Annotated in this window: 11 protein-coding genes; 10 read left to right on the top strand and 1 reads right to left on the bottom strand. The window is 38.6% G+C overall.

Annotation, left to right across the window (positions count from 1 at the left end; translation table 11 throughout):
• Positions 1–101: 101 nt before the first annotated feature.
• Positions 102–263 carry a rubredoxin gene (gene rd, locus K429_RS0112905; RefSeq protein ID WP_007211919.1) on the top strand — a complete coding sequence of 54 codons (162 nt, stop codon included), beginning with the start codon at positions 102–104 and terminating at the stop codon, positions 261–263.
• Here the strand turns inward: rd and K429_RS0112900 are convergent.
• A complete protein-coding gene (locus K429_RS0112900; protein WP_007219478.1) occupies positions 260–1,957 on the bottom strand; it encodes a Na/Pi cotransporter family protein in 1,698 nt (565 codons plus the stop codon). The genes rd and K429_RS0112900 overlap by 4 nt on opposite strands.
• 81 nt (positions 1,958–2,038) lie before the next feature.
• Between K429_RS0112900 and K429_RS0112895 the strand changes: the two genes are divergently transcribed.
• From K429_RS0112895 to K429_RS0112855, 9 genes are all read left to right on the top strand, one after another.
• Positions 2,039–3,712 (top strand): nucleoside kinase, encoded by a 1,674-nt coding sequence (locus K429_RS0112895; RefSeq protein WP_007211917.1) that lies wholly within the window; start codon positions 2,039–2,041, stop codon positions 3,710–3,712.
• Positions 3,713–3,979: 267 nt separating this feature from the next.
• Entirely contained in the window at positions 3,980–5,485 is a 1,506-nt protein-coding gene (locus K429_RS0112890; protein ID WP_007211916.1) for a sensor histidine kinase, read from the top strand.
• Between the two features lie 146 nt (positions 5,486–5,631).
• Entirely contained in the window at positions 5,632–7,332 is a 1,701-nt protein-coding gene (locus K429_RS0112885) for a hypothetical protein (protein WP_007211915.1), read from the top strand.
• 121 nt (positions 7,333–7,453) lie between these two features.
• Positions 7,454–7,843: a DUF3244 domain-containing protein gene (locus K429_RS0112880; RefSeq protein WP_026367179.1), complete on the top strand. Its 390-nt coding sequence runs from the start codon at positions 7,454–7,456 to the stop codon at positions 7,841–7,843.
• Between the two features lie 39 nt (positions 7,844–7,882).
• The gene (locus K429_RS0112875; protein ID WP_026367178.1) at positions 7,883–9,433 is read left to right on the top strand and encodes a vitamin K epoxide reductase family protein; all 1,551 of its coding nucleotides are present in this window, start codon (positions 7,883–7,885) and stop codon (positions 9,431–9,433) included.
• 640 nt (positions 9,434–10,073) lie between these two features.
• The gene (locus K429_RS0112870; RefSeq protein ID WP_026367177.1) at positions 10,074–11,666 is read left to right on the top strand and encodes a tetratricopeptide repeat protein; all 1,593 of its coding nucleotides are present in this window, start codon (positions 10,074–10,076) and stop codon (positions 11,664–11,666) included.
• 115 nt (positions 11,667–11,781) lie between these two features.
• Positions 11,782–12,171 (top strand): DUF3244 domain-containing protein, encoded by a 390-nt coding sequence (locus K429_RS0112865; RefSeq protein WP_026367176.1) that lies wholly within the window; start codon positions 11,782–11,784, stop codon positions 12,169–12,171.
• Positions 12,172–12,248: 77 nt separating this feature from the next.
• On the top strand, positions 12,249–13,838 hold the full coding sequence (locus K429_RS0112860; RefSeq protein WP_026367175.1) for a hypothetical protein: 1,590 nt from the start codon (positions 12,249–12,251) through the stop codon (positions 13,836–13,838).
• Positions 13,839–13,843: 5 nt separating this feature from the next.
• Positions 13,844–14,269, top strand: a complete 426-nt coding sequence (locus tag K429_RS0112855; protein WP_026367174.1) for a hypothetical protein — start codon at positions 13,844–13,846, stop codon at positions 14,267–14,269.
• Positions 14,270–14,472: the final 203 nt, after the last annotated feature.

Genomic DNA, 14,472 nt, shown 5'->3' with positions numbered 1-14,472 from the left:
TTACAATAAATACGAAACAAATATATCTCTTTCAAAGCAAAACCGGAAACAAAAAGGCGGGATTTATTGTTATTTATACAGAAAACCTAAAAAATAGTTTTATGGACAAGTACATTTGCACCGTTTGTGACTACGTTTACGACCCTGAGCTGGGCGATCCGGAAAATGGCATTGAGCCGGGAACATCGTTTGAAGATCTTCCTGAAGATTGGGTTTGCCCGCTATGCGGAGTTGGAAAAGAAGAATTTGAGAAAGCGTCCTAAGACGCTTTCTTTTCTTTTACATCACTACTAGCCTCTACTACATTCACCACATAATCACCCAATTTCTCACATTCGGCGATAATGTCCATATAGTAAACGCCCATCTGATAATCATATTCCTTGTTATTCACATCCAGAATATTCTGATTCTTCAGCTGATTGCGATAGTTATTAATTTCATTCTCAATATTGAATGACTTATTCACGTCGATGCTTTGATGCTCGGAACGCTCTACAACGACAATCATTTGTGCCAACGCATCATCCGTCAGTTTCATCATAAAGTGAATATGGTCATATTGCTTTTCCGTGAAATCCTGATTAGTCTGACGCTTGCGATTGATAGTACGCGCAAGATTATAACAGCTATCACCTATACTCTCAATTTCAGTTACTTCACGAAGCATTGCGCGAATCTGAAGCTTACTCTCCGAACTCAAACGCCCGTCAGACACCTGGTTCAGATAATTGGCTATCTCCAACTCCATATTATCACTGATATTCTCATATTTTTCGATACGGCTAAACAGCTTATTATAATCATCGTCCTTATCCGTATGCAACAAGTCCTGTACCATATTAAACATACGGTGAGTACGTTCCGCAAACAGATGAATTTCCTTGCGTGCCTGCAAAATAGAAAGCTCCGCTGTAGAAAGCATGCCACCGGAAATGAAGCGGAGACGATATTCCTCATCAGCTTCTTTCTGCGGAATGATGGCACAAACCGTACGCTCTATCAGTTTTACAAACCAGATCAGCAGCAATACATTGCAGATATTAAAGCAAGTATGAAAAGCCGATAACTTAAATGAAACAGCTACGGCAGGATCTTTCGTTCCCATCACGTTTTCCACAAACCAAGATACGGCACTCGTAAACGGAGTGAAAAGGCAAAGTACCCAGATAACGCCGAAGACATTGAACACCAAATGAGCCAATGCAGCCCTCCTCGCCTGCGTATTACCGGTCAATGCGGCAAGATTGGCAGTAATGGTGGTACCGATATTCTCTCCCAATACCAATGCAGCCCCCAATTCAAAGCTAATCCATCCATTAGCACACATGATAAGCGTAATTGCCATCGTTGCTGCCGATGCCTGTACAACCATAGTCAGAATAGTACCGATAAACACAAACAACAGAATAGAAATATATCCCATATCGGTATAGCTTTGCACAAAGGCCAACATTTCCGGATTTGCTTTCAAATCCGGCGCATTGGATTGCAGCATGGAAAGTCCCATAAAGAGGAAAGAGAAACCGAAAATAAATTCACCGATAGACTTACGATGACTTTTTTGAGAGAAGAGAAGAGGAATACCGAAGGCCAGTAGAGGAAGTGCGAAAGCGGCTATATCAACTTTGAAACCTAACGCCGAAATAATCCATGCTGTAACGGTAGTACCGATATTGGCTCCCATTATTACGCCGATGGATTGGGATAAAGTTAACAGCCCGGCGTTTACAAAACTCACTACCATAACAGTAGTTGCGGAAGAGGATTGAATCAGTGCCGTGATCAGCACACCCGTCAGTACACCGGTTACCCGGTTGGTAGTCATTGCCGTTAGAATTTTCCGGAGCCTGTCACCGGCAAACTTTTGAAGTCCTTCACTCATTATCTTCATTCCGTACAGGAATAATGCCAGCGAGCCAAGCAGCTTTAAAAAATCATAAAAAGAATATTCCATCTTTAATTAATTAGAAGGTTTTATGCCACATCTGTTATTATATCTATATTTAACGTATTAATCACCTAAAAAGGAGACGTCATGAAACACATGTTACAAATTTGTTGCAAAAATAATAATATTTCTAAAGAATTCCCCATCGGGAGTTCACTTTTGGATATTTATTACGGTTTTAATCTTAATTTCCCCTATCAGGTTGTCAGTGCAAAAGTTAATAACCGATCCGAAGGGCTGAACTTCCGGGTATACAATAATAAAGATGTAGAATTCCTCGATATACGTGACTCTTCCGGTTTGCGGACGTATGTGCGCAGTCTTTGCTTTGTGCTGTACAAAGCTGTCAACGAATTGTTTCCGGACGGCAAACTATTTGTAGAACACCCTGTATCCAAAGGCTACTTCTGCAACTTGCGCATTGGGCGCACAATTACGCTGGAAGATGTATCCGCCATTAAAAAGCGCATGCAGGAAATCATAGACAAAAACATCACCTACCGCCGCACGGAATGTCACACAACCGAAGCTGTGCGCATCTTTAATGAACGGGGGATGACAGACAAAGTAAAGTTGCTGGAAACTTCCGGCTCTATCTATACCTATTATTATTCATTAGAAGATACGATTGATTATTATTATGGTAATCTACTGCCCAGCACCGGCTTTATCTGGCTGTTCGACATTGTGAAATATTACGATGGGCTGTTGCTTCGCATTCCCAACAGGCAAAATCCTAATGTATTGGAAGAAGTCGTCAAGCAGGAAAAAATGCTGGATGTATTTAAGGAACATCTGCGTTGGAATTATATCATGGGATTAAGCAATGTCGGTGACTTTAACCTCGCCTGTGAAGAAGGACATGCCACTGATTTAATCAACGTAGCAGAAGCACTGCAAGAGAAAAAGATAGCTCAGATTGCCGATGATATCTATAATCGGGGTGAAAATGGCAACCGCGTAAAACTGGTACTTATCTCCGGCCCGTCCTCTTCAGGTAAGACCACCTTCAGCAAGCGTCTTTCCGTACAACTTATGACAAATGGTCTTCGCCCATACCCCATCGCCCTGGACAATTATTTTGTGAACCGCGAAGACACTCCGAGAGACGCTAACGGAGATTATGACTACGAATCGTTGTATGCACTCGATCTCAAAAAGTTCGAGGAAGACCTGAAAGCTTTGTTACGAGGCGAAGAAATTGATCTACCGAGTTTCAACTTCTCTACCGGACAACGGGAATACAAAGGGGACAAGTTACGGATTGACGAACATACCATCCTCATCCTGGAAGGTATTCATGCATTGAACCCGGAACTCACTCCGCAGATACCGGCAGAAAACAAATATAAGATCTATGTATCTGCCCTGACTACCATTTCTCTGGACGACCACAACTGGATACCCACAACGGATAACCGCCTGTTGCGCCGTATCATCCGCGACTTCAACTATCGGGGATATTCGGCACGCGAAACCATCTCCCGCTGGCCCAGCGTGCGTGCCGGAGAAGACAAATGGATCTTCCCTTACCAGGAGAACGCCGATGTGATGTTCAACTCCGCACTACTGTTTGAATTTGCCGTATTGCGTTGCCACGCTGAACCGATACTGACCAGCGTCCCACGCAATTGTCCGGAGTATGCCGAAGCATACCGGTTGCTGAAATTCATCAAATACTTTACTCCGGTACAAGATAAGGAAATCCCGCCAACATCACTTCTGCGTGAGTTCCTGGGAGGGAGCAGTTTCAAATACTAATCCTTGCCATCTATCCTACCCGAGCCGTACCTGCACCGTACCCGCTCCGTAGTTGCTCCGTACTCTATAGATACGAAGGAGGTACGGAGCGAGTACGGAGAAGATATGGAGATAACACGGAAAAGATACGGAGATCATACGGAACAGTATATAATTACATATACCCTAATCATCAGAAAAATGAGATAAGTCAAGTTTTTAAGCGCTTTTCTTGTACAACCTACAGAAGAATGTCTTAACTTTGTAAGCAAATAAAATGAATCATATATGAGAAAGATAATTACCCTACTCTTCTTAGCCGCTTTCTGCATTTGCAGCCAAGCCTATTCACAGAACCGTGCCGATGAACTAATGAAACAAGCACAGGAAAGTCTCGCAAAAAAAGAATATATCAAAGCCCGCTATCTTTTCCTCCAGGCTTACAATGCTTTTTCCTCTCAGGCAAAGTATGATAAAGCAGTAGAATGTGGTGTCAACGCCAGTGCTCTCTACCATCGGGAAAACTATTATAAAGAAGCTTTTGAACTGTTGCGCGGTGCCGAACTATTGGTTACAGACGGTGAGCAGAAAAGTGGCAAGACGATGCCCGACCTGCGTTTCCGTATCAATAAGGAACGCCTGCAAATGTATATCAACCTCAAGAATCCTGCCCGTGCCAAAGAACAACTGGTCAAATTGGAAGAGACAGCCAAAGCAGCCAAAAATGATTCACTCAACAATGATTTGCTTTACACCCAAGCCAATTACTACTATACCTTTGGGATGAACTCACAAGGAGATGCTTATATCAACCGTCTGATCAGTCAATATAAGGAACAGAAGAATTATGCAAAGGTAGACGAGTCATACAAAACCTTGATCGATATTGCCCGCAAGGCAAACAATGCCGGACTGGTAGCCCGTACGTACGACAAATACATTCTTTGGAGCGACTCGGTAAAAGCCCTTACCGCCCAAGATGAACTAAACGTGCTGAAACGTAAATATGACGATAGCCTGAAAACTATTGAGGAAAAAGACAGTTCACTATCCGCCAAGCAGTACATTATCATCGGACTTTGCATCCTTGCCGGACTACTGGCCACCGCACTGGTATTAGCCGGTATCGTATTGCTTCGTTTTGTCCTTCTTACCCGGAAACAAAAGAAAGCCATACAGATAGCCAATGAGCACAATGAACTGAAAACTAAGTTTATCCAGAATATCTCCTCACAAATGGAGCCGACACTGAATACTCTAGATACTACCTTACCGGGCGTCCGTGCACTGAAAGGCTTTGCTGAGCACATTCAAGAGTTGTCCGATTTAGAAAGCACGCTCTCTGAAGCATACGAAATGCGTGAAATCAATATCAACACTTTCTGTGAAAGTGTTATGGATAAGATAAAAAGCGGCCTGAAGCCAGACATAGCCACTGCCGTGAATGCTCCGAAACTCAGTGTCAAGACCAATCCGGAGCAACTTGAACGTATTCTTCTCCATTTGCTGAATAATGCAGCCGAGTTTACCCCTGAAGGTGGTAAAATCTGGTTAGACTTTAAAAAGCGCGGAGCACACACCCACCAATTCATTGTCAGTGATACGGGAAGTGGTATTGCCGAGGAGGAACAAGCAGACTTGTTCAAACCTTTCACTAAAGTGAAAGACCTTACAGAAGGGGATGGTTTAGGATTGCCCATTTGCTCTCTGATTGCCACAAAAATGAATGGTAGCCTGACATTGGACAGTAGCTATACCAAGGGCTGTCGCTTCGTTCTGGAGTTACATACCTGACAAAAAAACATACTTTAATTCAATACCCCCCTATTTATGAACTCAAATTCATAAATAGGGGGGTACTTATTTTACAGACTGACATTACATTGTTTTATCATTAGAAACGGGTACTTTTGCAGGCTGCAACAAAAAATGATAAATCAATGAAAGTCACTACCTTAGCTGCACTATTACTCGCATATTGCATATTAGTGGCTTGTACTCGTACCAGTCCGAACGCCCAACTTGTACAAGCAGATTCCCTCATGCAAAAATCTCCCGACAGTGCCTTACATTTTTTAGAAAAAATCTATCCGGAGAAATTAAAATCATTAGAAGACCAGGCGTACTATGCTTTGTTAGTGACACAAGCACAAGATAAGAACTACATTTTCCAAGAGAATGACTCCCTTATACGTGTAGCAGTGCAGTATTATGATTCCATTAAAAGTACATCTATGCAGGCAAAAGCCCATTATTACTGGGGATGCATTTGGAGGAACAGAGAAATTTACCCGCAAGCCTTAAGCAGATTTTTCACTGCCATATCCTATGCTCAAAAAACTTCTGACCATAAGTTAACCGGATATATATACAATAATATAGCCAACCTATACTTTCTACAGAAATTATATGAACAGGCTGATTCAATCTATCAAATTACAGAGAAAATAGCTATTCAAGAAAAAGATTCCGGTCTTTGGGCAGATGCTTTATCACAACGGGGTATGATTGCTATTGACAGAGGAAAGGAATACTACCATGAAGCAGAACAGGAAATACTTCACGCATTCAAAATATCACGCCATATTGCTCAAAAAAAGATGGTAGCTAAAACAGCTTATTCATTAAGTCTACTGTATGGACGCATGAATATGGGAGAAAAAGCTGTAGAATTTGCCAAGTTAAACCTCAACAATCAAGAAACTTCAAACACCTTAGATAGGGCTTATTTAGTTTTAGGTGATGCCTACTACAAAATAGCCTTATATGATTCTGCATCCATTTTTCTAAATAAAAGCCTTTGCAGTGAAGATGAATATACAAAGGCTGGTGCTTACATGCGTTTAGCTGATATAGCAAAAAAGCAAGGGAAATTAGAAACAGCACTCGAAATGGAAAGAAAATATTCTTTCTATCTGAATCGTGTTCAACAAAAGCAACAGAATGTAGCAATTGTCACAACCGAGAAAAATATCATAATACAACGTAAACAATTAGAATACAAAGCTAATTTAAACCAATTCTATTATTATATGATTATCGGAATAGCGATTTTCCTATCGTTATTCTTCATTTTATGGAAAAAACATAGAAAGGAAAAAAGCAATTTCGAGCAAAAGGAAATAGAACTAAATAAGAAATTAGAAGATTTACTCCAACAGAAGAACGAACAAATCAATCTTTTGCAAGAAGAAATAGCGCGGCACAACAACAATCAAGCAGAAAGAGACAGTTTAAAAGAAGAACTGCATAGACTGAAAACAGAACGCCAAGCCTTGCTCAACGAATCTTATGAACATTCTGAGGTTCACGTAAAGATGAAACGAATTATTCAAGCATATAAAAAGACAGATAAATCAAGCGAACATTTCAATGAAGAAGACTGGAAACAACTAATAGCAGAAACTGATGTACGTTGGAATAACATTACCATCCGCTTAGCTGCAAAGTATCCCTTATCTCAGGATGAGATATGTCTTTGTTGCCTGCATTTAACAGATATACCCACCAGTCATTTCAGATATCTAATGGAATGTAGTAGAGATGCCATATATAAAAAAGGCAAAAGAATACTGGAACAAAAGATGAAATGCACTGATAAATCAATTTCACTCCGGGATTTCTTAGAACAATTTCTATAAAAATAAGGGAAAATGCTCCAATAGCAAGACGTTTCCCTACATTTCTACACTTTTTATACACTTTTATTGGATAAATTCTCTCTAAATTTGCCACCGTCATAACAAATTAAAAGTATATCTTATGAAAAAGTTATTATCTGTATTTTTCGTATTAGTAGTAGTTATGGGTAGCACATCTTTGCACGCCCAGAATTTTTTTCTGACCGATGATGATGAAAGAGAAATTCCTCTGAATCCGGCAGGTCCCAAAGAAGGGGGTCCTGTAGCCAGGAGCATCATTATTCAACCCGCCAGTGCCTATATTAATAATGATATAGTCACTGTAGTTTTCAACTGTGATGCACCTACTGCAAGTATTACAATCACAGATGCTTCCGGAGTAAATGTTTATTCCGGAACAAGTATTAATCCTACGCTAATCACTATTGAATTAAACGCAACAGAGCCGGGAGAATACTATCTGGAAATTGAACTGGGAGAAGCCCTGTTGAGCGGATACTTTACACTTTAACAAAGAACCTAACCTAAACTTTAACTATAAATCAAGACTATGCTGGGAGTTGACAATGCCACCAGTGAAGTAGTCCATCACTTTTTACGGTCACTGACCGTAAAAGTGAGCAGGACTACCGTATGCCGTTTGCTCGACAGTCCGTTGGGCAACACGATGCAAGGTATCAGCGATGCCTTAAACGCACTTCATGTAAATAACGTAGTTTACCAACTTCAACCGAAGTATCTGGAGAAGTTACACGGTCCGTTTATCACCCAATTGGAAACAAGCCATTCCACATTCTGCCTTGTCGAAAAGATAGAACGGGACCGGCTCATCATCACGACTGCCGAAGTTAGCCACATGCCCATAAGCAGAAAGCTATTTGCGCACCAGTGGACAGGAACTGTCCTGTTTGGTGAAACAACTTCGAAAACAGTCTGTGAATCTCACTGCTTGCTCAGCAATATTCATTATATGTGCCGGCAACATAGGATACTGATTGCGGGAATTATATCCGTCCTCTTAGTTTTTTCTTCAATCTGGAGTAGAAACTACCCCACAGGATTACCACTTTATCTTTCCGCGCTGGTCTGTGGTATTCTCATTTCTACTATCATTCTATACAGAGAAATGGTGGATAATCACTTTCTACACCGCTTCTGCCACATAGGGAAGGTTATAGATTGCAATGAGGTACTCAAATCCAAAGGCGCAAATATTGCAGGAATAGGTATTGGAGAATTATCGTGGATGTATTTCACAACCATGTTCTTTTTCACTGCTGTCTGCCCAAAGGAATTCCATCTTCTGGCAGCCCTGTCTGTTTTCATTGCAATTGCATTCACCTTGTACTCCGTCATATATCAGATATTCTTTATTCGTAAAGCGTGCCTGTTTTGTATGCTCACCACCTTCTCGGTCTGGCTGACTGCCGTAGCACTTTATATCATAAGGAATAATTTCGAATGGAGGTTTTCAATCCGAATTCTTTTCTCAATGATTGCAGTCAGCACTATCTGCGTGATTTTCTGGATACAGGCTAAAGCACTTGTTTCTTCGGACAAAGAGAAACACTTTCTAAAAAACAAGCTATCCGGTCTGCTCAATCCGATCACTTTTCAGAAACTCCTGGCTTTGAAACCTAAAGTCAGAACGATGATTCACCCGGATATAGCTCTGCATAACTCTGCCGATAGCACAAAAGACAGGTTAATGGTAGTGGTAAACCCCAATTGTAAAGCATGCGCCAAAGTACATCGCCATATCCGGGAAATATCAGCAGACATATCCATCTCACTGGTTATCTATACAAACGACCGCCTGAGCGCACATATAGCACAAACCATTCTCAGCGCTTACCTCTCAGAAGGCTGGGACAAAGCTACTTACTTGCTGGAAGTATGGTTTGAAGTTCAGGAAATACCTGATGTAGAGAGATACAATATTAACGATGTTGCACAACTGCTTTGGAGACAACAGCAAGAGTACTGCGAACGGAATAACATCAGTCATACTCCGTCAGTTGTCATCAACGGACATTATATGCCAAGCGTTTATCAATTGGAAGAGTTGAAATACTTGCTGACGCCTACCACCGATAAATAAAGGGAACAGGTCCTATAAATTTAGCTGCCGTATCAGATAGCGGCGGCTAAATTTACACCTATAAAGGAAGACAGCTTTCAAATACACAAAAGACAAAACATCGATCATTTTACGTTCAGAACGACAGCATATTCACATTTTAAGTAACACACATCAGTTTCTAAATTTACATTCCAAAGTATTCTACGAATAAATAAAGCATAAAGATACTCCATTATTGCATATATTTGCAGATTAGAAAGCTCTTTATGCAGAAAAGGGTTACTACTTACGGTCAATAAGGTTACTACTTATAGGCAAAAGGGTTACTACTTACGGGTAAAAGGGTTACTACTTATAGGTAGCGGACCTATTTGTATCATAACTTTCACCTATTAGTGTACTTTTTAAGGTACTTTGAGTTCTATAATAAATGTAAGCATTTCGATATCACACTATCAACCTGACATTTGCTTATTTTCACTTCCATATTTCCGCCACAATGAGCAACCGTACAGGAATAAAGTATTCTCAGCTAATTAAAAATACAAAATGACAAAATGCAATTATTTCAATAGTATTCTCAAATAGGTACAATTAAATTAGTCATATTTCTAAAAAAAAGATACTTTTGCATTTAACCAACCTTACAACGACCAAAATGAAACGAACATTCTATATCATAATATGGCTGCTAGGATTTCTTTCATCCACTTCATGTACTCAACGCCACCAATCTTACGCCTTGTTGGTACAAGCAGATTCAGTGATGGAAGAGTACCCGGACAGTGCCCTGCACATACTGGAAAGTATAGAACCGCAACAACTAAACATGCAAGCGGACCGAGCCTATTATGCTTTATTGCTAACGCAAGCAAGGGATAAAAATTATATCGTGCAAACTGATGATTCACTGATACGGATCGCTGTGCAATATTACGACTCTATTGGGGATATACCAATGCAGGCTAAAGCTCATTACCATTGGGGAGGTGTGCTAAGAGATCAGAATAACTATTTCCATGCATTACCCCTATACATAAATGCTGCCAATTATGCCAAGCGCAGCGAAAGGTCAAAGCTATTATCATTGATATATAACAACATAGGCAACATTTACTATCAAGAAAACCATTATAACAAGGCCGATTCTATGTATCAATTGCTACAACAGCAAGCAGCCTTGCAAAAAGATACACTCAACTTGGTTGAAGCTTTATCCAAACGCGGAAGTATAAATATAGAAAAAGGAAAAGCATATTACCAGCACGCTGAATCATTACTATTACAAGCCTTAGAATTTACAAAACACTTTCCCTACAATATGTTGAAAGCTGACATTGCATCTTCCTTAAGTGTTTTGTATAGTAGAATGCAGAAGGGTAAAGAAGCTATAGAATACGCCAAAGAAAACTTTACCCTCTTAACTGACACTACATTATATACCAAAGGATACCTCTTGTTAGGAGACGCCTACTACAAAGCACAACTATATGATTCTGCCCGGTTCTATTTCAATAAAGCCTTGCATACCCAAGAATACGTCACCAAAGCCAATGCTTATATGCGCCTTGCCGATATTGCAAAAAAATCAAATAAATTAGAAGAATCACTTAAACTGGAGAGGCTTTACTCTGCCTATCAAGATAGTGCACACAATCAAAATCTCTATATATTGTCGGCAAGCACGTTTTATTCTCCTACCCCACCCCAATATAGATCTGATTTCCCCGTAAAAAGATGGATATTATATATCAGTATATGCATACTTATAATAGGGAGCTATCTATTTATAAGACAATATAAATATAAGAAAGTATCATCTGAGAAAAATAGTATAAAGACAATGGGAATAGATATAGAAAAAGTAAAAGGCCAATTACAGGAAACTGCCTTCTATAAGAAAGCACAAAGCATATTGAATCATCAAAATGACATTAATGCTAAGTCTACAGAAAAACCAGAATTAACAAACGATGACCAAAAGTCATTAATAAGGGAGATTAATTGTTTGATTCCCGAATATACGTCACACCTGAGAAAGAACTTTCCATTACTGACTGATAAAGACATTTTCTTTTGTTGCATCCACTTGTCAGGCTTTTCCATACAGGAACTTGGAGTCATTTTGAGCAGAACCCCTAATAGCATATATAAAAGACGGAGCAGCATTCTTGAAAAGAAAATGCAACTTGACAAAAATGATAATTTCATCAAAGCTATCACTTCTATCCGAAAAGAGACCTCACATTAAACAGAAACTACATCTGAGAAAGCAAAACTACACAAAAGCTACACACCTCCAGAGTTGTTTTTATGAATAACAATCTCTTAATTTGCACACATAACATAATCAAAAAAATAATTTTATGAAAACACTTTTAATCATATTAATCACCGCATTTACTATTGTTTGCTCCATCCAAGCACAGGAAAATGGAAGTATGGTGGAATATAACAATACAGAAAGAGAAATTCCACTAAAGGATTTTAAACCGAACAAACCTATAAATAGAAGTAGTATCCCACAAGTTGCACATGCTTACTTATATAATAAAGTAGTATCCGTATCATTTGAGGAAGCCATGCAGACTGTTACTATCAAAATTATTAGAGAATCTACAGGTGAAACTGTTTCTTCACAAGAATATATAAGCCCAACAACAGTCTTTGTTAATCTAACCTTACAAAATTCAAGTATATATTATATAGAAATCTCTTCAGATGATACTTGCTTACAAGGTAAATTTATTCTTTAAACATCATTTCCAATAAAACTGAATATATACGATATTTACCTTTATAATACTATACAACCATTTAAACACAATATATCATGAAAAAATTAAAGAATCTAGCAGTCAACTATCGCCTATTAGCATTAGTTTGCTTATTTGGAGTTATGTATTGTATTTCCTCATGTAATAAAGAGGAATTAACTACAAGTCCTACAATAGAGGTGAAAGCTACAGTATCTAAAGATCAGCTAAAAAAACAGTTTGGATATGCTTTTGCCAAAATTCTATCAGAGAATAAAGATATCAGAGATATTGTTAAAGAAGAAGCCCTTAAAAAAATTAATTATGATTACGACGTACTATACCAAATTATAAAAGAACGTAAAGATCGCAATGGAAATACTATTGAAGAAAGTCTTTTGAAATATATCTCAGAAGATTCTTTATCCATCATTATAAACTCATTGCCAACGCTTACTATATATGTACCGGAGTTACCCGAAGAGACTTTTTCTGCGGAAATATGGGATACCAATGATATGATTCCTAAGGTAGCTATTCGTTTATCCTCCTCTAATGAAGTACCCATAGTTGACGAATTTGAAAATGAAAGAATACTTGCACCAAATGAAATCCCACTATTTCCAGTAGTCGTCATTAAAGAAAATGAACGTATTGTTGCCAATAACTCTCCATTAACAAAGCAAATTGCAGGAAATGAATTGAATGCTAAACTAATGTTTGTAAATGATGCTTTCAATAATACAATGCAAACGAAATCTAACCGGACAGGGGGAAATGGAGGATCTTCTACACGGCCTGGAGAAGGACAATATATCCCCCAGATGGATCCTAGATTTAAAATACTAAAAGAGGCATATAAGAAAAGTGCTAATGGCTGGCAAAGAGATTACGTCTATTATGGAATTTATTCATCAAATCCTAACGGTCCTTTTAATAACCAATATAGAGAATACATTTGGGGATTCGAAATGCTCGGTGATCCAGATGGCATAATAAAAAAAATTAGTGAGCAATCAGATGACCCTCAATTCAAAGGCGGACATTGGACTGATGGAGAGTTTGAATTTCAGGTTAAAACCTATGTTGGCTCCAAAACAGCTGTTGGCAATGAACTCATAACTTATTTTAGAGTTAAAGCCACTGATCTATTCGGCATTACAGGTGGAAGAAAAACAGAAGGAGGAAGAGGAGAAAGTGTTAGAGATGATGTTTACACGATTTCTTCTATGACACTCAAAAGAGTTTTATTTACAGATCCAATACCTTTGTTCCCTTGGAATCTTGAAGACTATAGTAGTAGTATAAAAATATCAATAGAAGAAGTTGATGCAGTTCAAGTAATTCGTCAACTTACTTCTACAGATACTGAGTTTGCGGCTAATTTTGATTATGACATGGGGAAAAAAGAATCCCTCAAAATAGGACCCAAATTCGGGGCTAGTGGGAGAGTCAGTCGAAATGTTACTTATGAAGTTACAACAACTGTAGGAAATGATGAGCTAGGACAAGTTATTGTTAATTTTGGAGATCCTATCCTAAAAGATACAACTGCTATGAAACGGCCACCTAGTAGAAAGAGAGAGCCTCCCTACTTCTTAAATATGTCTCCCCAGTATACAACTGGATGGTATAGAATTTATATTGCACCTGGACCAATATTTTAAATGACATGAATGCTAACAAATATTCCATAATAGTACTGTTATTAATTCCATTATTGTGTAGTTGCCATAATAATGAAGAAGAAAATGGAATTCTAAACGAGAGAATGTTGGATGTTGTCGTAAAATATGAAACTAAAGATGGGATTTTTATAGATACAAATGCCCATATTTATGTGTATTACGACATATATACCACCGATATAACTCCATTTCAATATAAAGCTGATGGTATTCTAATCCATAACGAGCAGGAAATTAATCCTGATTTGAAAATGTTTCTAGATAATCAAGAAGCTGCCACTATAATATTGGATAGCACTAAGAAAGTTACTGTATTAGTCGAAAGCTCATATTTTCCGAATAAGGTGTCGGCTAATAGTTTCTCTTCCGGTAATATGCCAATAAAAGCAACTTTCATATTTAAAAAATAGACTCTACTTTAATTATTTTAGACAATAAAATGACAGACATTTTTTAGAATTTTAGACATTCATGCACTTACTACAGTAAACCATGGAGCTTTAAAGAAGAGCTCTCTAGTATAGCAAATGAACGGAGCGTAACTGCGTATTTACTCAGTCCGCTCCGCTATCTGTGGGAGAAATATCTATAATAACCCAGCATTATGATATGG

Source organism: Bacteroides sp. 14(A) (assembly GCF_000526555.1).
Classification (GTDB): domain Bacteria; phylum Bacteroidota; class Bacteroidia; order Bacteroidales; family Bacteroidaceae; genus Bacteroides; species Bacteroides cellulosilyticus.
This window is presented reverse-complemented; position numbering and strand designations above follow the sequence as displayed.

Coding starts and splice junctions, on each gene's coding strand:
- K429_RS0112885 (WP_007211915.1), top strand. CDS start 5,632: ATGAAAGTCACTACCTTAGCTGCACTATTACTCGCATATTGCATATTA.
- K429_RS0112865 (WP_026367176.1), top strand. CDS start 11,782: ATGAAAACACTTTTAATCATATTAATCACCGCATTTACTATTGTTTGC.
- K429_RS0112900 (WP_007219478.1), bottom strand. CDS start 1,957: ATGGAATATTCTTTTTATGATTTTTTAAAGCTGCTTGGCTCGCTGGCA.
- K429_RS0112875 (WP_026367178.1), top strand. CDS start 7,883: ATGCTGGGAGTTGACAATGCCACCAGTGAAGTAGTCCATCACTTTTTA.
- K429_RS0112880 (WP_026367179.1), top strand. CDS start 7,454: ATGAAAAAGTTATTATCTGTATTTTTCGTATTAGTAGTAGTTATGGGT.
- K429_RS0112855 (WP_026367174.1), top strand. CDS start 13,844: ATGAATGCTAACAAATATTCCATAATAGTACTGTTATTAATTCCATTA.
- rd (WP_007211919.1), top strand. CDS start 102: ATGGACAAGTACATTTGCACCGTTTGTGACTACGTTTACGACCCTGAG.
- K429_RS0112890 (WP_007211916.1), top strand. CDS start 3,980: ATGAGAAAGATAATTACCCTACTCTTCTTAGCCGCTTTCTGCATTTGC.
- K429_RS0112860 (WP_026367175.1), top strand. CDS start 12,249: ATGAAAAAATTAAAGAATCTAGCAGTCAACTATCGCCTATTAGCATTA.
- K429_RS0112895 (WP_007211917.1), top strand. CDS start 2,039: ATGAAACACATGTTACAAATTTGTTGCAAAAATAATAATATTTCTAAA.
- K429_RS0112870 (WP_026367177.1), top strand. CDS start 10,074: ATGAAACGAACATTCTATATCATAATATGGCTGCTAGGATTTCTTTCA.